This is a genomic window from Microbacterium binotii (assembly GCF_021398715.1).
GTDB lineage: Bacteria > Actinomycetota > Actinomycetes > Actinomycetales > Microbacteriaceae > Microbacterium > Microbacterium binotii_A.
This window is the reverse complement of record NZ_CP090347.1, coordinates 475,886-493,202: the sequence shown is the minus strand read 5'-3', so window position 1 is coordinate 493,202 and position 17,317 is coordinate 475,886. Positions and strand designations below refer to the sequence as shown.

Sequence of the window (17,317 nt, the reverse complement as noted above, 5' to 3'; positions counted from 1 at the left end):
GAACTGCCTCAGGGAGTGGGACCGTCGAGGTCTCTGGGGTCGAAAGGAACGTCGAGCGAACGCGTCAACTCTTCCAGCATGGCGGTGATCTGCGGTTCTACATACTTCGCGACCGCTGCTTGGATGCGGATGCGGTGATGCAGCAGCACCTGGCATACTTCGCGTCCGATCAGATTCGCGTAGTCGTCGGCCAGCGCCACCTCGTGACGCAGCGCTGCCTTCGCCTCATCGGACAGCGGAGGGAGCGCGGGGATGCCCGCATCCGCATCGGCGGCCATGCCCGCTAGCGTGAAGAGGAAGGGCGCACCCGGGATCGGGTCCGGGTCCAGCGGCAGTCCGTCGTACTCGGGCTCGAGGTCCTCCGTGGGTCGGTAGCTGCGGGCCCTGTTGCGGGTCGCTTGCTGGTCGAGCTCGGACTGGAGCAGGGGGAGATTGCGCGCCGTGTACTCGGCGACGGCGTGGTCGACGACCGTCTTCAGGCGGGTGGACAAGCCGTGCTGCACGGCATGGGGCACGTCGCCGCCCAGGCCTGCGGCCGAGAGGATCGGCGAGCCCAGGCAACGGCGGCACACCGCGAGACGCCCGCGGTGCGTCGCCGGCTCCCAGCGGGGCAGCCAACGCAGCCAGGCGTCGACGGCCTGGCTCACCTGCGTCTCGAGCGAGCGCTCCACGCTCTAAAGGTAGCCGCCACCCGCGTCTTTCCGCGGGAAATCCACGCATCCCGTCGGTCGAGTCCGCGATCAGACCTCGTCAGGGCCCTCCCAGGGCCACCGCGGACGCCCGGCGTGGGTGCGGACGAGCGCGATCGCGCACCACGCGGCTGTTGCCGCCGCGATACCCACCACGCCCCCTTGCCACCCGGTCAGCAGACGAGCCATGAGCGAGAGCCCCACCGCCACATCCTCTGACGCGACGGCGCCCGCGACTCCGGCGCTGAGGCTGTACCCGAACCACACGGCGACCGCGACGAACAGCGCCCCGGTGTAGGCGGGGTTGCCCGGTCTGAGCACGAGCGCGGCGCCACCGGCGTAGATGCCGCAGGCGACGACGACTCCGACGATTCCGGGCGCCTGCCCGACACCCGCCACCGGAACGACCTCGACGTCCGCGAGCAGGCTCACCATCCCGAACGCGGCGATCATCAGGGCGAAGAACCCCGCGAGCGTCAGTGCGATGGCGACAGCCGGACGCACCGGCGGAGTGCGAGGTGCGTCCGGCTGCGACATCAGACCTGGTGGAGCTGCGGACCCGCTTCGAGGGTGCGCTCGTACTCGCGCTGCGCCTCGTCGTTGAGCGCGGTGACGCGGCGTCCGCGGGCGGCTACCCACGCACCGAACCACACCGTCAGCTCACGACCGAGCACGAAAGCGAGGATCGGCAACGGGGAGAACAGCGAGACCTGCATGAGCTCCGCCCCCTGACGGGCGGTCAGCTCCCAGAACGGCGCCTGGAACAGGATGCCGAGAAGGGAGCCCGCGTAGGCGGCGACGCCGACGAGCAGTCCCCAGATGACCCAGTGGGCCCAGCGCGCACGGTTGAGGATCGCGCCGAGGAACCAGAAGCCGAGGTAGAAGACGACCACCGGCATCCAGAAGGTCCACGAGCCGATCAGGGCGAGGGCGAGCTCGGCGGGGTCGTTCTCCACGGTGCCCAGACCGCCGTAGAAGTAGCCGAAGGCGAAGAGCACGCCGAACGACAGGACGGCGAAGGCGAGGGCGGCGAGCAGGCCGATCGCACCCGCGGCACCGCGGTTGCCGCGGGGACGGGGCGCCTCCGGCGCCTGCACGAAGATCGGCTGAGCAGCGGCGCTGGTGTAGGCCGGCTCCGGCGCCGCGACCGGCGCCACCGTCGTCGCTGCGGCAGCCGCCGGAATGGCTGTCGTCGCAGCGGGCTCGGGGTCCATGGGGACGGTCTCCGGGCGGTCGTACCAGGGGACGTCGTCGTCGGCACGGCCTTGGTCGGTCGCCGCCTCGGTCACGATGACCTCCTCGACGACACGCTCGCCGTCGGAGGTCGGGGTCTCGACGACCACCACGTCCTCCTCGACGACGTGCTCGGAGGCGACGTCCTGCTCTCCGGTCGCCGTGCGCTGAGCGGCCTCCGCGTCGGCCAGGGCCTCGTTCGCGTTGCCCACGACGTCGTCCACGACGACGGTCGGCTCCTCCACGGGTTCGCCGGCCGAGGGCGTCTTCTGCTCGGTCATCGCTGTCGCTCCTTCAGCGGGGGTGCACATCCGCTTCCCGAGGGTAACGCCGGGTCGCGCCGGGCCGGGTCAGGCGCGCGGCGCGCGGCGATCCGTGCGGCTAACCTGACCCCATGACGCTGCGCCATCGTTCGAAGACCACCCTGCTCGCGGCGTCCTGTTCTCTTCTCGCTCTGCTGGTCCTCGCGGGCTGCGCACCGGATCCCTCGCCTGCACCGACCGGCTCCACGCTCGGCCCGTCGTCCTCGCCCACGCCGACTCCGACGGCGACTCCGACACCCACGGCGAGCCCCGTGGCGATTCCCACGGACTGCCGCGAGATCCTCTCCGACGCGGTGCTCGCTCAGCTTGCCGACGTGCCGCTCAACGACCCGGCATTCGGGACGGCCGGTGCGCAGGCCGACGGCAGCCTCACCTGTATCTGGGGAAGCCCCGCGACCGACACCGGCAGGCTCACGACCACGATCTCGAAGAAGTCGCGCGGACCGGCTCTCGACATGCTCAATGCGCTCGTCGGCGAGGGCTTCAGCTGCTATACCCCGAACAACGGAACCCGGTGCGAGAAGGTCTGGGTGGACCCGCAGTACCCGGTCAACGACGGGCGCACGCTGTTCTGGCGCGACGACGTACTGATCGACACGCAGTACGTCGGGCTGGCACCGTCCGGCTACACGGATGCGGTCATCTCGCGCGTCTTCGACTGAGCGCGCTCAGCTCGGCCAGAGCTGCAGCGCGACGCGTTCCGTGTAGCGGTCGGGGTGCCACCCCGTGAACACGCTCGCCAGCCACGTGCCGTCTCGGATGACCTGGTCCTCCGAGCCCTCCGCGGTCGCCAGCCGGCAACGCACGCCGTCGCCGAAGTCGCCGCACGCGTAGCCCGCCGTCTCCAGTGTCGAGCGGGCGAGACGGGCGGCGTCCGCATCCACCTTCGCCACCGTCGTCACGATGGAACCGGTGTTGATGCCGGTGAACGTGCACGACACCGTCACTTCGGGTGCGAGCGAGGCCTCCAGCGTCGTCGCCGACACGCGCGGCGCACTCGCGTCCTGCACCGGCACTCCCCCGGCGCGCTGGGTGAGCTCCGCCCACAGTGCCTCCGTGTAGAGGCCCTGGCACAGCGGGGTCGACGAGATGGGCTGAGGGGCGACCGTCTTCCCCTCAGCGACCGGGACGGATGTGGAGGAGCGCAGGGTGTCACCGAGCATCTGGATGCCCGCGGGGATCGCCGGGATCGCAAGGACCACCAGCGCCGCCACCACGGCAGCACTGCCGAGCCCCACGACCCACGCCATGAAGCTGTTGCGACCGCCGATCCGTGCCACGCCGACCTCCCCCGTCCACGCTACGCGTCGCATCCCGCGAAGCGAGGCAGCGGCACGCGGCCTCAGACGCGGGCGGGGACGTGATCGGCGATCCAGCCGTGGACGAGACCCATGAACCCCGCGTGGTCGTCGCGGAAGACGGTGTGCCCCGACCCCGGCAGCACCGTGACGGTGAGCCCGTCACCGCGCATGGCCGCGGCGACGGTACGGGTGATCAGCAGGCTCTTCTCGGCCAGCACGACGAGACTCGGCTGCCGGGGCCGACGCGGCGCGACGAGGGCACGGGTGTCGGCGAGGCCGAGGATGGTGCGCTTGTCCCACGCCTGCAACGACGACAGCTCGAGGTCGATGTCCTGCGTGCTCCAGCCGGGGTTCATGCGCCGCAGCATCGCCCGACGCGGCTTCGGGGCGACGGCGAAGGCGAGCTTATACGCGAGCCCGCGCACTCCACGCGGAAAGGCGAAGGCGGGGTCGACGTAGACGGCGGCGCGGGGCGCGAGCCGCTCGGCCACCATGCTCGCCACGAGTGCTCCGAGGGAGTGCCCGACGATCAGATCCGGCGCATCATGCCCCAGCATCGGCTCCAGCGTCTCGATGACATCCTCGGCCCAGGCGGCCGGCGAGTAGCTCCGAGCGCGGGGGCTCCGGCCGTGTCCGGCGAGGTCGACGGCGAGCACACGGAAGCCGGCCGCCTCGAGGTCGTTGCTCACGCGGTGCCACGCCCGTGAGTCGGACATGATGCCGTGGATGAGGATCGCGGTGCGCGCACCGGAGCCAGAGGAGCGAACAGCGAGCTGCATGCCGGAACGGTAGCCCGCGGGGCTTGGCGCGAGCCGAATGCCCGCTGTGCGGACGGGGAACGACGAAGGCCCCCGAGCCGGAGCTCGGGGGCCTTCGTCGTCAGTCGGGACCGACTCGATCAGTTGTTCTCGCGGCTGTGCCGCTCGACAACCTCAATCGGCTCGGGGGAACGAGCTCGCTCGTTCCCTCTCGCCTCAATCAGTTGTAGGTCCCGGGCGTGAAGTCGTCCGTCGAGAAGCTGTCGAAGTCGACGTAGCTCAGGTCGGAGTCGCTGTACGCACCGTCGGAGGCGAAGATGCGGTTGGGGTACCGCTCGCTCTTGGCCTCTTCGGTCGCCTCGACCGTGACGTTGCGGTACTTCGACAGGCCGGTCCCCGCGGGGATCAGCTTTCCGATGATCACGTTCTCCTTCAGGCCCACGAGCGGGTCGCTCTTGCCCTCCATCGCGGCCTGCGTCAGAACGCGGGTCGTCTCCTGGAAGGAAGCGGCCGACAGCCACGACTCGGTCGCGAGCGAGGCCTTCGTGATACCCATCAGCTCCGGGCGGCCTGACGCGGGGCGCTTGCCCTCGGCGACGGATGCACGGTTGATGTCGATGAAGCGACGCGAGTCGACCATCTCGCCGGGCAGCAGCGTGGTGTCGCCGTGGTCGACGACGGTGACCTTGCGCAGCATCTGGCGGACGATGACCTCGATGTGCTTGTCGTGGATCGGGACACCCTGCGACCGGTACACGCCCTGGACACCGCCGACGAGGTACTTCTGCACCTCGCGGGCGCCCATGACGCGCATGATCTCCTTCGGGTCGAGCGTGCCGACCTGGAGGGGCTGACCGACCTCGACGCGCTGGCCGTCCTCGACGAGCAGGGTGGCGCGCTTGAGCACGGGGTAGACGTGCGGCTCGTCACCGTTGTCCGGCGTGAGGATGACCTTCTTCTGCTTCTCGGTCTCTTCGATCGTGATGCGACCGTCGGCCTCCGCGATGGGCGAGGAACCCTTGGGGGTACGCGCCTCGAAGAGCTCCTGCACGCGGGGCAGACCCTGCGTGATGTCCTCAGCGGATGCCGAACCACCGGTGTGGAAGGTACGCATCGTCAGCTGGGTACCGGGCTCACCGATCGACTGGGCCGCGATGATGCCGACGGCCTCGCCGATGTCGACGACCTTGCCGGTCGCGAGCGAGCGGCCGTAGCACTTCGCGCACACACCCACAGCGGAGTCGCAGGTCAGGACCGAGCGCACCTTGATGGAGGTGACGCCGCCCTCGACCAGGCGGTTGATGAGCACGTCGCCCACATCCGAACCGGCCTCGGCGAGAACCTCACCGCTCGGGCTGACCACGTCCGCGGCGAGCGTACGGGCGAACACCGAGTTCTCGACGTTGGCGTCCTTGATGAGCACCCCGTCGGCACCCGCGGCGGCGATGGGCAGCTCCAGACCCTTGGTCGTGGCGCAGTCCTCCTCGCGGATGATGACGTCCTGCGACACGTCGACGAGTCGACGCGTCAGGTAACCCGAGTCGGCGGTACGCAGAGCGGTGTCGGCGAGACCCTTACGGGCACCGTGGGTCGCGATGAAGTACTCGGCCACGCTCAGCCCCTCGCGGTACGAGGAGATGATCGGGCGGGCGATGATCTCACCCTTCGGGTTGTTCACCAGACCACGCATACCCGCGATGTTGCGGATCTGCAGCCAGTTACCACGGGCGCCCGAGCTCACCATCCGGTTGATGGTGTTGTCGGCCGGGAAGTGGCTCTTCATGGCCGCCTGGACCTCGTCGGTCGCAGCCGTCCAGATCTTGATGAGCTCCTGACGACGCTCGGCGTCGGTCGTGAGGCCCTTCTCGTACTGGGACTGGACCTTCGCGGCCTGCTTCTCGTAGCCCGCGATGATCTCCGCCTTGTTCGGCGGGGTCAGCACGTCGCTGAGCGCAACGGTCACACCCGAACGCGTGGCCCAGTAGAAGCCGGCGTCCTTGATGCGGTCCAGGGACGCGGCGACCTCGACCTTGGGGTACTCCTCGGCCAGCTTGTTGACGATCTGCGACAGCTTGCCCTTGTCGGCCTGTTCGCGCACGAACGGGTAGCCCTTGGGAAGGGTGTCGTTGAAGATCGCCTGACCGAGCGAGGCGTCGACGAGACCGTGGCGCTCGTAGCCCTCGGGGGCTTCGCCCTCGAGGAAGGTCAGACCGGGAACGCGGATGCGGACCTTGGCCTGCAGGTCGAGGGTGCCCTCGTCCTTGGCCAGGATCGCCTCACCGACCGAACCGAACACGCGGCCCTCACCGACGGCACCCTCCTTGACCGTGGTCAGGTGGTGGAGACCGATGATCATGTCCTGCGAGGGCAGGGTGACCGGACGGCCGTCCGACGGCTTCAGGATGTTGTTCGAGGCGAGCATGAGGATGCGGGCCTCGGCCTGCGCCTCGACCGACAGCGGCAGGTGCACAGCCATCTGGTCACCGTCGAAGTCCGCGTTGAAGGCGGCACACACGAGCGGGTGGAGCTGGATGGCCTTGCCCTCGACGAGCTGCGGCTCGAACGCCTGGATGCCCAGACGGTGCAGCGTGGGAGCACGGTTGAGGAGCACCGGGCGCTCGCGGATGATCTCCTCGAGCACGTCCCAGACCTCGGGACGCGTACGCTCGACGGCGCGCTTCGCGGCCTTGATGTTCTGCGAGTGACCGAGGTCGATCAGGCGCTTGATCACGAACGGCTTGAACAGCTCCAGGGCCATCTGCTTGGGCAGACCACACTGGTGCAGCTTGAGCTGCGGGCCGACGATGATGACCGAACGGCCCGAGTAGTCGACGCGCTTGCCGAGCAGGTTCTGACGGAACCGACCCTGCTTACCCTTCAGCATGTCGCTGAGGGACTTGAGGGCGCGGTTGCCGGTGCCCGTGACCGGGCGACCACGACGACCGTTGTCGAACAGCGCGTCGACGGCCTCCTGCAGCATCCGCTTCTCGTTGTTGACGATGATCTCGGGAGCACCGAGGTCGATCAGACGGCGAAGACGGTTGTTGCGGTTGATCACGCGACGGTAGAGGTCGTTCAGGTCGCTGGTGGCGAAGCGGCCACCGTCGAGCTGGACCATCGGACGCAGCTCCGGCGGGATGACCGGGACGACGTCCAGGACCATCGACGCCGGCGACATACCGGTCGACAGGAACGAGTTGACGACCTTGAGGCGCTTGATCGCACGGATCTTGCGCTGGCCCTTGCCCTCTGAGATCTGCAGGCGCAGGCTGTCGGCCTCGGCGGCCAGGTCGAAGCTCTCCAGACGGCGCTTGATTGACTCCGCGCCCATGTGGGCCTCGAAGTACTGACCGAAGCGGTCGACGAGCTCGTTGAAGATCTCGTCCTCGGGCTTCAGGGCGCCGACCTCGAGGGAGCGGAACTCCTCCCAGACGCGCTCAAGCTTGGCGATCTGCTCGTCACCGCGCTTGCGGATGAGAGCCATCTCCTTCTCGGCCGCATCCTTGGCCTTCTTCTTGGCGTCGGCCTTGGCGTCCTCGGCCTCGAGAGTCGCGAGCTCCTCCTCGAGGGCCGCCAGGCGAGCAGCCACACGGGCGTCGCGGCGGTCGCCGAGGTTCTTGATCTCGAGACGCAGGTTGTTCTCGTGGGTGGGGAGGTCGCGGTGGCGGCCCTCCTCATCGACGGAGATCACCATGTACGCGGCGAAGTAGATGACCTTCTCGAGGTCCTTCGGCGCCATGTCGAGCAGGTAGCCCAAGCGCGAGGGGACGCCCTTGAAGTACCAGATGTGGGTGACGGGCGCGGCGAGCTCGATGTGGCCCATGCGCTCGCGGCGGACGGAGCTCTTGGTGACCTCCACGCCGCAGCGCTCGCAGACGATGCCCTTGAAGCGGACGCGCTTGTACTTGCCGCAGGCGCACTCCCAGTCGCGCGAGGGTCCGAAGATCTGCTCGCCGAACAGACCGTCCTTCTCGGGCTTCAGGGTGCGGTAGTTGATCGTCTCGGGCTTCTTGACCTCGCCGAAGGACCAACGACGGATGTCGTCGGCCGTGGCCAGCCCGATGCGGATCTGGTCGAAAGTGGTGGATTCGAGCACTGGTTCTCCTGTGTGCCTAATAAATCTCGGTGAGTGAGCCGGGGTCAGATCTCGTCGATGGACGAGGACTCGAACCGGCTGGAGATGTTGATGCCGAGCTCCTCCGCAGCGCGGAAGGCGTCGTCATCGGTGTCGCGCAGGTTGACAGCCGTACCGTCGGCCGAGAGGACCTCGACGTTCAGGCAGAGCGACTGCATCTCCTTCATGAGCACCTTGAAGGACTCGGGGATACCGGGCTCCTGGATGTTCTCGCCCTTGACGATCGCCTCGTACACCTTGACGCGGCCGAGGATGTCGTCGGACTTGATCGTGAGGAGCTCCTGCAGCGCGTAGGCGGCGCCGTAGGCCTCGAGGGCCCACACCTCCATCTCACCGAAGCGCTGGCCGCCGAACTGCGCCTTACCACCCAGCGGCTGCTGCGTGATCATCGAGTACGGACCGGTGGAGCGCGCGTGGATCTTGTCGTCCACGAGGTGGTGCAGCTTCAGGATGTACATGTAGCCGACGGAGATGGGTGCCGGGAAGGGCTCTCCGCTGCGGCCGTCGAACAGCGTGGTCTTACCGCTGGAGTCGATCAGTCGCACGCCGTCACGGGTCGGGTTCGTCGAGTCGAGCAGACCCGCGATCTCCGACTCGAACGCACCGTCGAACACCGGGGTGGCGACCTTGGTGCCGGCGGGGGCCTCGAAGGCCTCCTTCGGCAGGTTCGTGGCCCACTCCGGGTTGCCCTCGACCTTCCAGCCCTGCTGGGCGATCCAGCCGAGGTGGAGCTCGAGGACCTGACCGAAGTTCATTCGACCGGGGATACCGAGCGGGTTGAGGATGACGTCGAGCGGCGTGCCGTCGGCGAGGAAGGGCATGTCCTCGACGGGGAGGATCTTCGCGATGACACCCTTGTTGCCGTGGCGGCCGGCGAGCTTGTCGCCCTCGGTGATCTTGCGCTTCTGGGCGATGTAGACCACGACCCGGCGGTTGACGCCGGAGCCGAGCTCGTCGTCGCCGTCCTCGGCGTTGAACTCCTTGACGGCGATGATCGTGCCCTGCTCACCGTGGGGCACCTTCAGAGAGGTGTCACGGACCTCGCGGCTCTTCTCGTTGAAGATCGCACGCAGCAGGCGCTCCTCGGCCGAGAGCTCGGTCTCGCCCTTGGGCGTGACCTTGCCGACGAGGATGTCGCCGGGGCGGACCTCGGCACCGATGCGGATGATGCCGCGCTCGTCGAGGTCCTTCAGCAGGTCGGGGCTCACGTTCGGCAGGTCGCGCGTGATCTCCTCCTTGCCGAGCTTCGTGTCGCGGGCGTCGACCTCGTACTCCTCGATGTGGATCGAGGAGAGGGTGTCGTCCTTCACGAGCTCCTGGCTGAGGATGATCGCGTCCTCGAAGTTGTGACCCTCCCACGTCATGAACCCGACGAGCAGGTTCTTGCCGAGGGCGAGCTCGCCGTTCTCGGTCGCGGGACCGTCGGCGATGACCTCGCCGGCTTCGATGCGCTCACCGGCGGAGACCACGACGCGCTGGTTGTACGACGTGCCCTGGTTGGAGCGGTCGAACTTGCGCAGGAAGTAGTCGTCGGTGCCGCCCTCATCCGTCTGGACGGTGACGACGTCGGCGGAGACCTCGGCCACGACGCCGGAGCGCTTGGCGGTGACGACGTCACCGGCGTCGACGGCCGCGTAGCCCTCCATACCGGTTCCGACCACGGGCGACTCGCTGCGAACCAGCGGCACGGCCTGGCGCTGCATGTTCGCACCCATGAGGGCGCGGTTCGCGTCGTCGTGCTCGAGGAAGGGGATCAGCGAGGTCGCGACCGACACCATCTGGCGCGGCGAGACGTCCATGTAGCCGATCTCTTCGGCCGGGAAGAGGTCGACCTCGCCACCCTGGCCGCGGCGGGCGAGCACCCGCTCGTTGGCGAACTTGCCTTCGGCGGTCAGCTCGACACCGGCCTGAGCGACGATGAAGTCGTTCTCCTCGCTGGCGGTGAGGTAGTCGATGTCGGTGGTGACGCGACCGTTCACGACGCGGCGGTACGGGGTCTCGATGAACCCGAACGCGTTGATGCGCGCGAAGGAGGCGAGCGAACCGATCAGACCGATGTTCGGGCCTTCCGGCGTCTCGATCGGGCACATGCGGCCGTAGTGCGAGGGGTGGACGTCACGGACCTCGACGCCGGCGCGCTCACGCGACAGACCGCCGGGGCCCAGCGCCGACAGACGACGCTTGTGGGTCAGACCCGCGAGCGGGTTGTTCTGGTCCATGAACTGCGAGAGCTGCGAGGTTCCGAAGAACTCCTTGATCGCCGCCACGACGGGACGCACGTTGATCAGGGTCTGCGGCGTGATCGCCTCGATGTCCTGCGTGGTCATGCGCTCGCGCACGACGCGCTCCATGCGCGACAGACCGGTGCGGACCTGGTTCTGGATGAGCTCGCCGACCGCGCGGATGCGACGGTTGCCGAAGTTGTCGATGTCGTCGACGTCGATGCGGATCTCGGCCTTCTTGCCGGCGCGCACGCCCTCGAAGGTCGTGTCGCCGCGGTGCAGGCGGACGAGGTACTTGATGGTCGCGACGATGTCGTCGACCGTGAGCACCGAGTCGGTCAGCGGGGTGTCGAGACCCAGCTTCTGGTTGATCTTGTACCGGCCGACCTTGGCGAGGTCGTAGCGCTTGGACGAGAAGTAGAAGTTGTCCAGCAGCGCACGCGCAGCCTCGGCAGCGACCTGCTCGCCCGGACGGAGCTTGCGGTAGATGTCGCGCAGCGCGTCTTCCTTGGTGAGGATCGTGTCCTTCTCGAGGGTCTCCTCGATCGAGCTGAAGCCCGCGAACTCGTTCATGATGTCTTCGCTGGACAGACCGAGCGCCTTCAGGAAGACGGTGACCGACTGCTTGCGCTTGCGGTCGATGCGCACGCCCACCTGGTCGCGCTTGTCGATCTCGAACTCGAGCCAGGCGCCGCGGCTGGGGATGACGCGGGCCGAGACGATGTCCTTGTCGCTCGTCTTGTCGGCGACGCGGTCGAAGTACACACCGGGCGAACGCACGAGCTGCGACACGACGACGCGCTCGGTGCCGTTGATGATGAACGTGCCCTTGTCGGTCTGGAGCGGGAAGTCGCCCATGAAGACCGTCTGCGTCTTGATCTCACCGGTCTGGTGGTTCATGAACTCGGCCTCGACGTAGAGCGGGGCCGCGTACGTCTTGCCGCGCTCCTTGCACTCCTCGATGGAGTACTTCTCGGGCTCGAGGTAGGGGTTCGTGAAGCTCAGCTGCATCGTCTCGCTGAGGTCTTCGATCGGGGAGATCTCCTCGAAGATCTCCTCGAGACCGCTCGTGGCCGGCACGTCGGTGCGACCCGCGGCCTGCGCCTCGGCGACACGTGCCTTCCAGGCGTCGTTGCCGACGAGCCAGTCGAAGGACTCCGTCTGCAGCGCGAGAAGGTCGGGGACCGTCAGCGTGTCGGTGATCTTCGCGAAGGACAGACGCGAAGCGCCGCGTCCGTTCTTGGGGGTCTTGGTGGTGGGGGTGCTTGCGTGGGGCGCGGCAGCCAAGGGATAACCTCCATGGGCCCGGGCGGGGGCTCGTGATTCTGATGTCAGATGGAGTGCTCGATCTTCCCGACGCGTTCGCACCGCACGCCGCTATCTGCGGGGGCACGCACGCAGGCCGACCACCATATGAGGGCATGGGAGGAGGGAGCGCAAAGACCAACTATATGTCAGATGACGCGCCGTGTCCAGTCGAATTCTTGACGAGTTTCACGACCTGCGGTATAACCGCGCGTCGTCCCCGGCGCCCCTCATCCGACGGGCCTGATCCGCACACGGGTACCCGGCCTCGCCTGCGCGAGCCGGTCCAAGGACTCGGGCGTGGCGACGGCGATGACCGGATAGCCGCCGGTGACCGGACCGTCCACTCCGAGCACGACCGGCCGTCCGTCCGGCGGGACCTGAAGCGCGCCGGGAAGCATGGCCTCGCTCGCCAACTCCCCCGCGCGGATGCGGGTCAGTCCGGGCCCCTCGAGGCGCACCCCGATGCGGTCGGCTGCCGAGGACACGTGCCACGGGCCGGCGAAGAGCGTCCGCCCGGCGTCGGCCGCGAACCAGTCGGCGCGCGGTCCCGGCAACACCTCCAGGATGACGTCGCCGGGAGCGGGCGCCGTCCACGCGACGGCGTCGATCGGCGGCACCTCGCCCGTGATCTCCGCTGCCGTGGGGATCTCGTCTCCCGCGGCGAGGGGGGCCGGCCCGAGGCCCGCAAGGGTGTCCGTGGCTCGGGAGCCCGCGCTGCGGGGCGCATCGATCCCGCCGCGCACCGCGAGATAGGCGCGAAGGCCTGTGGTGAGGGGGCCGATCTCGAGCACGGAACCCGCGGGCCACAACACGGCACGGTGCGGGTCGGCGGCCCTGCCGTCGATCCGCACCGCGCCCAGGCCGCCCGTCACCGCGATCCATCGATCGACCAGCGCCGTCGCTCGGAACGGCCCCAGCAGGATCTCGATGACCGCTGCCGTCTGGGCAGAGCCGACGAGGCGATTGGCGAGGGCGGCCGCGCGCCGATCGGCGGCCCCGGACACGGCGATGCCCGTCGCACCGGCGCCGGGCCGTCCGAGGTCCTGGATCGTCGCCAGCGGGCCGGGGCTGTCGATGCGCAGCGCCGGAGCGGTCGGCGCTCGCGGAGTCGGCGGGGCGGGGAGCTCCACGCGCGTCCGCTCGGGCCGGAAGCGCACACGCGTCCCCGCGGTCAACAGCGCCGGGGCGGCCGCATCCGGGTCGAACAGCGGCGCGGTCGTCGTGCCGATGATGCGCCATCCGCCCGGCGTCGCCCGTGGGTAGGTCCCCGTGAACCCGGCGGCGAGCGCGACGGCGCCGGCGGGAACGCGCGTGCGCGGGGCATCCAGGCGAGGGATGTCGAGATCCCACCCCTCCCCCACGAGATACGCGAATCCGGGAGCGAACCCCGTGAACGCCACCCGCCAGGGCGTGCGCACGTGCCGCTCGACGAGCTCCGCCGCCGACAGCGCGCTCCAGCGCCCCGCCTCGGCGAGGTCCGGACCGTCGTAGACGGTGGGAAGCGTCACCTCCGCCGCATCCCGGTCGGTGCGCGATGCGGCCGCATCCGTCGCCGCGATCCACGTCCGCACCGCGTGCGCCGGGACGCGGCGGGGATCGAAGCGGACGAGCACCGTGCGCGCCGCGGGAACGAGTTCCTCGACGCCGGCCGGAACGGATGCGGCAAGACCCGCGTGCAGGCCCAGTACCGCGTCGAGGTCCTCGAGCTCGATCAGCAGGCCGCCCGCCCCGAAGGGCAGGACGCGCCGCCCACCGGTCACCACGGCGCCCGGACCTCGATTCCGGCGGCCGTGAGGGCCGCGCGGACGGCGGCGGCCATCTCCACCGCCTCGGGCGTATCGCCGTGCAGGCAGAGCGAGACGGCCTCGGTGCGTACGACGGAGCCGTCGACCGCGACGACCTCCCCCGCCGTCGCCAGGCGCACCGCGCGCGCCGCGACCTGATCCGGATCGCGCAGCAGCGCCCCCGGCGCGCCCCTGGGCACGAGCGACCCGTCCGGCAGGTATCCGCGGTCGAGGAACGCCTCGCCGAAGAACGGGACGCCCGCATCCGCCGCCGCTTCGCGCAGGTGATCGCCGAGGCCCAGCACGGGAACAAGCCGGCCGAGTCCGTCGGCGAGAGCGGCGACCTCGGCGACGACCGCCGCCGCCGTCTGCGGATCGCTTCCGGCCGCGTGATACAGCGCTCCGTGCGGCTTCACGTAGCGGATGTCGGCGCCGGCGGAGCGCAGTGCGCCCAGTTGCGCGGCGAGCTCGCGTCGCAGGCGGGTCGGCGCGATCCGCATCGCCCGTCGCCCGAATCCGTCGCGGTCAGGATACGAGGGATGCGCCCCGACGGCGACGCCGCCCGCCGCGGCCAGCGCCACCGCAGCGCGCATCGCGTCGGGGTCGCCCGCGTGGCCGCCGCACGCGATGCTGGCGCTGGAGATCACCGCGAACATCGCCGCATCGTCGGCGGTCGGCTCGCCCTCGACGGTCTCGCCGAGGTCCGCGTTCAGATCGATCGAGGGCATGTGCACACGGTAGTGCCGCCGTACTGTGGAGTCATGGCCCGCGCGCGTTACGAGCACGTCTCGCATCCGGAGGCGCGACTGTCGGACGGCTCGATCGCCCGCATCGTCCCCTCGTCGTTCACGAGCGGATTCGAGCTGGATGTCGCCGGCACGCCGCAGTCGCACGTCGATCTCGACGATCCGACCCACCTGCACTTCGAGTACATCGGGCGCATGGCGGCCGTGATCGACCAGCTGCGCCTGCCCGGTCAGCCGCTCACCGCCGTGCACCTCGGCGGAGGCGCACTCACCATCCCCCGCTACGTCGCGCACACGCGTCCGGGGTCCCGTCAGCAGGTCATCGAGCTCGAACAGGCCCTCGTCGACCTCGTGCGCACCAACCTCCCCCTGCCGCGCGGGGCGCAGATCCGGGTGCGCATCGGGGATGCCAGGGCGGGACTCGCGCGGCTGCCGGAGTCGCTGGTGGGCAACGTCGATCTCCTCGTGTCCGACGTGTACGCGGGAGCACAGACGCCCGCGCACCTGACCACCGTGGAGTTCTATCGGGATGCCGCCCGTCTGCTCGCCCCGGACGGGGTGCTGCTCGTGAATGTCGCCGACGGCGCGGGCCTCGCCTTCGCCCGTCGACAGGTGGCGACCGTGCGGGAGGTGCTGCCGGAGATCGCGCTGCTGGCGGAGGTGCAGACGCTCAAGGGACGACGCTTCGGCAACCTCGTGATCGCCGCATCCGCCGCTCCCCTGCCGACGGCGTGGCTGCCGCGCCTCATGGCGGCGGGGCCGCATCCGGCGAAGGTCGCGACCGGTGCGGAGCTCGAGGAGTTCGTGCGCGGGGCGGTTCCCGCGACGGATGCGACCGCCACCCCTTCACCCAAACCCGCCGCATCCCTCTTCGAACTCTGAGCCGGCTCGTTCTCTCTGCCCGCGAGACTGCATCTTCGGCACGAGATCACGGGGGAATACCGTGATCTCGTCATGTAAATGCCGTCTCGCGAAGAGGTGGCGAGGGGGATCCTGGGGGGCGCGCACGGCGGCGGAGGGACGCCGGTGCGGCGTGCCTGAAGCGCCCAGCGGCGGAGGTCGGCGACACTGGATGCGGCGCCGGCACGAAGGGAGCAACGTGAGCTATATCAGGGGGCACCACCCGGAGACGCTGCGCGAGATCGTCGACGAGCGGGAATGCCTGGAGCGGCTCGAAGAGATCGGCTCGCAGCGCAGCCTGGCCGCGCTGATGGAACGCGTCTGGCTGCTGAAGGTGACCGACCAGCTCGACGAGGCGCTCCTCGTGGCCGAGCAGACCGTGCGCACCGCGCGTATGGCCGGAACCCGCAAGGACCTGCTGCGCGCCCGCATCCTGCACGCCACCGTCCAGCAGGAGCGCGGACAGCTCGGCGCTGCGGCGCACGAGCTCACGACCTGCGCCGAAGAGGCCGAGGGTCAGGGGTGGGCGGGTATCGCCGCGTTCGCCTATCAGCACCGCGGCAAGGTGCATCTGGACGGCGAGGACCTGGATGCGGCCCGCGCCGACTTCAAGCGCACCCTCTTCCTGCGCCAGCAGGCCGGTGCGCCCGAGGAGCAGCTCGAGACCACGCTGCTCGCCATCGACACGGTGGATCGCCGCCGCATCGCGGCGAGCGTCGCCAGCTGAGCCGCCCCGCTGTCCGCGGCTCGATCTACGCTCGTCCCATGTCGGATCTGCAGCGCGTGCGCGTCTGGGCGGAGGCCCTGATCGCCCTGCATCTCGACGACGGCTGGAGCTTCGGCTTCGACAACGCCAAACGTCGCGCCGGTCTCTGCGACTACACGAAGCGCCGCATCAGCCTCTCGCGCTATCTGAGCGCCCGCTACGACGACGACACCAACCACCAGACACTGCTGCACGAGGTCGCGCACGCGCTGGCGGGCTCGGCCGCCGGACACGGCCCCCAGTGGAAGCGCATCGCGCGCGATCTCGGATACGTCGGCGGCGCGACCCATCACGGCGAGACGGCCACGGATCTCGCGCCGTGGGTGGGGGTGTGCCCCAATGGGCACGTCGTCTATCGGCACCGCAAGGCGACCCGCCAGACCTCCTGCGCGAGCTGCGCGCCGCGCTACGACCCGCGCTTCGCGTTCACCTGGACCCGGCGCGAGATCACGCGGGCCGCGCGGATGGCCGCGTCCACTCCGCGCTGAGCCCTCACGCCGCGACGAAGACGCCGTCGCGCAGAACCGGAACCGCGGATGCGGCATCGAGCGTCGCCGCAGCCAGCACCGCCTCGCGCGACCCCGCCTCCAGCAGCGCCTGTCCGCTCGCGCTCGCCGTGAGCAGATGCCGCACCGCGCTCTGCAGACCGCGGAACGACTCGCACGCAGCGGCCGCCTCGGGCGAGGTGTGATCGAGCCCGAGCGCGCCGAGCGCGTCGATCACGGCACCCGCGCCGAACTGGTCCTCGACGGCCACGCGCCAACCGGCCGCATCCGCATCTCCCGCAGCGATCACGGCGACGGAGGTGCGCGCGCCACGACGCTGCTGCTCCGCCAGCACCGCGGCGGCGACGGCGGCAGCATTGCGCAGCGCCCCGAGCAGGACGACGGCACCGGCGTCGTGGGCAGTGCCCGCGAGCTCGGCGAGTCCCGTCTCGGCGAGCGGGACCGCGCCGCCGGCGGCGACCGCATCCACGACCTCGGTCGACGCGGAGAGCACATCCACGATCACGACCACGTCGGATGCGGCGAGCCGGCGCACTCCCGACGCCCCCCACTCGAAGCGGATCTGGTAGCGCGACTGGTCGGCGATCTCGGGCATCCGTCCAGATTAGGACGACCCCGCGCCGCGGCCCAGCCGCGTGACGTCGTG

At 69.6% G+C, this 17,317-nt stretch carries 14 protein-coding genes; 4 read left to right on the top strand and 10 right to left on the bottom strand.

Translation table 11 applies throughout. The features are described from left to right. Positions 1-8: 8 nt before the first annotated feature. The 3 genes from LXM64_RS02485 to LXM64_RS02475 form a co-directional block, all read right to left on the bottom strand. Complete coding sequence (locus LXM64_RS02485; protein WP_137418068.1) at positions 9-671, bottom strand: spermidine/putrescine ABC transporter substrate-binding protein; 663 nt, start codon at positions 669-671, stop codon at positions 9-11. A gap of 69 nt (positions 672-740) precedes the next feature. Further along, entirely contained in the window at positions 741-1,226 is a 486-nt protein-coding gene (locus LXM64_RS02480) for a hypothetical protein (protein WP_234074498.1), read from the bottom strand. Beyond that, positions 1,226-2,203: an ABC transporter gene (locus LXM64_RS02475; protein WP_234074497.1), complete on the bottom strand. Its 978-nt coding sequence runs from the start codon at positions 2,201-2,203 to the stop codon at positions 1,226-1,228. Before LXM64_RS02475 ends, LXM64_RS02480 begins: the two co-directional genes overlap by 1 nt. 113 nt (positions 2,204-2,316) lie before the next feature. Here LXM64_RS02475 and LXM64_RS02470 point away from each other — a divergent pair, with 113 nt between their 5' ends. Then, positions 2,317-2,907, top strand: a complete 591-nt coding sequence (locus LXM64_RS02470) for a hypothetical protein (protein WP_234074496.1) — start codon at positions 2,317-2,319, stop codon at positions 2,905-2,907. A 6-nt stretch (positions 2,908-2,913) separates the two neighbouring features. On the opposite strand, the gene LXM64_RS02465 is transcribed toward LXM64_RS02470, so the two are convergent. The 6 genes from LXM64_RS02465 to LXM64_RS02440 form a co-directional block, all read right to left on the bottom strand. Then, complete coding sequence (locus LXM64_RS02465; protein WP_234074495.1) at positions 2,914-3,525, bottom strand: hypothetical protein; 612 nt, start codon at positions 3,523-3,525, stop codon at positions 2,914-2,916. Positions 3,526-3,587: 62 nt separating this feature from the next. Beyond that, positions 3,588-4,325: an alpha/beta fold hydrolase gene (locus tag LXM64_RS02460; RefSeq protein ID WP_234074494.1), complete on the bottom strand. Its 738-nt coding sequence runs from the start codon at positions 4,323-4,325 to the stop codon at positions 3,588-3,590. 199 nt (positions 4,326-4,524) lie between these two features. Next, positions 4,525-8,400 carry a DNA-directed RNA polymerase subunit beta' gene (gene rpoC / locus LXM64_RS02455; protein WP_234074493.1) on the bottom strand — a complete coding sequence of 1,292 codons (3,876 nt, stop codon included), beginning with the start codon at positions 8,398-8,400 and terminating at the stop codon, positions 4,525-4,527. A gap of 44 nt (positions 8,401-8,444) precedes the next feature. Further along, on the bottom strand, positions 8,445-11,948 hold the full coding sequence (locus tag LXM64_RS02450) for a DNA-directed RNA polymerase subunit beta (protein WP_137418075.1): 3,504 nt from the start codon (positions 11,946-11,948) through the stop codon (positions 8,445-8,447). 248 nt (positions 11,949-12,196) lie between these two features. Further along, positions 12,197-13,729, bottom strand: a complete 1,533-nt coding sequence (locus tag LXM64_RS02445) for a 5-oxoprolinase/urea amidolyase family protein (RefSeq protein ID WP_234074492.1) — start codon at positions 13,727-13,729, stop codon at positions 12,197-12,199. Next, the gene (locus LXM64_RS02440) at positions 13,726-14,481 is read right to left on the bottom strand and encodes a 5-oxoprolinase subunit PxpA (protein WP_234074491.1); all 756 of its coding nucleotides are present in this window, start codon (positions 14,479-14,481) and stop codon (positions 13,726-13,728) included. Before LXM64_RS02440 ends, LXM64_RS02445 begins: the two co-directional genes overlap by 4 nt. A gap of 33 nt (positions 14,482-14,514) precedes the next feature. Between LXM64_RS02440 and LXM64_RS02435 the strand changes: the two genes are divergently transcribed. The 3 genes from LXM64_RS02435 to LXM64_RS02425 all read left to right on the top strand — a co-directional run bounded on the left by LXM64_RS02435 (position 14,515) and on the right by LXM64_RS02425 (position 16,653). Next, positions 14,515-15,381 carry a spermidine synthase gene (locus tag LXM64_RS02435; RefSeq protein WP_234074490.1) on the top strand — a complete coding sequence of 289 codons (867 nt, stop codon included), beginning with the start codon at positions 14,515-14,517 and terminating at the stop codon, positions 15,379-15,381. A gap of 217 nt (positions 15,382-15,598) precedes the next feature. Then, on the top strand, positions 15,599-16,126 hold the full coding sequence (locus LXM64_RS02430) for a hypothetical protein (protein ID WP_137418079.1): 528 nt from the start codon (positions 15,599-15,601) through the stop codon (positions 16,124-16,126). Positions 16,127-16,164: 38 nt separating this feature from the next. Continuing rightward, positions 16,165-16,653, top strand: coding sequence for a SprT-like domain-containing protein (locus tag LXM64_RS02425; protein ID WP_137418080.1), 489 nt, complete (start codon positions 16,165-16,167; stop codon positions 16,651-16,653). Between the two features lie 4 nt (positions 16,654-16,657). On the opposite strand, the gene LXM64_RS02420 is transcribed toward LXM64_RS02425, so the two are convergent. Continuing rightward, positions 16,658-17,266, bottom strand: a complete 609-nt coding sequence (locus LXM64_RS02420) for a 2-phosphosulfolactate phosphatase (protein ID WP_234074489.1) — start codon at positions 17,264-17,266, stop codon at positions 16,658-16,660. Between the last annotated feature and the right edge of the window lie 51 nt (positions 17,267-17,317).

What these genes read in the sequence shown, in the direction of transcription:
- LXM64_RS02460 (WP_234074494.1), bottom strand. Translation starts at nt 4,325, where the DNA reads ATGCAGCTCGCTGTTCGCTCCTCTGGCTCCGGTGCGCGCACCGCGATC.
- LXM64_RS02475 (WP_234074497.1), bottom strand. Translation starts at nt 2,203, where the DNA reads ATGACCGAGCAGAAGACGCCCTCGGCCGGCGAACCCGTGGAGGAGCCG.
- LXM64_RS02480 (WP_234074498.1), bottom strand. Translation starts at nt 1,226, where the DNA reads ATGTCGCAGCCGGACGCACCTCGCACTCCGCCGGTGCGTCCGGCTGTC.
- LXM64_RS02420 (WP_234074489.1), bottom strand. Translation starts at nt 17,266, where the DNA reads ATGCCCGAGATCGCCGACCAGTCGCGCTACCAGATCCGCTTCGAGTGG.
- LXM64_RS02425 (WP_137418080.1), top strand. Translation starts at nt 16,165, where the DNA reads ATGTCGGATCTGCAGCGCGTGCGCGTCTGGGCGGAGGCCCTGATCGCC.
- LXM64_RS02440 (WP_234074491.1), bottom strand. Translation starts at nt 14,481, where the DNA reads ATGCCCTCGATCGATCTGAACGCGGACCTCGGCGAGACCGTCGAGGGC.
- LXM64_RS02435 (WP_234074490.1), top strand. Translation starts at nt 14,515, where the DNA reads ATGGCCCGCGCGCGTTACGAGCACGTCTCGCATCCGGAGGCGCGACTG.
- LXM64_RS02470 (WP_234074496.1), top strand. Translation starts at nt 2,317, where the DNA reads ATGACGCTGCGCCATCGTTCGAAGACCACCCTGCTCGCGGCGTCCTGT.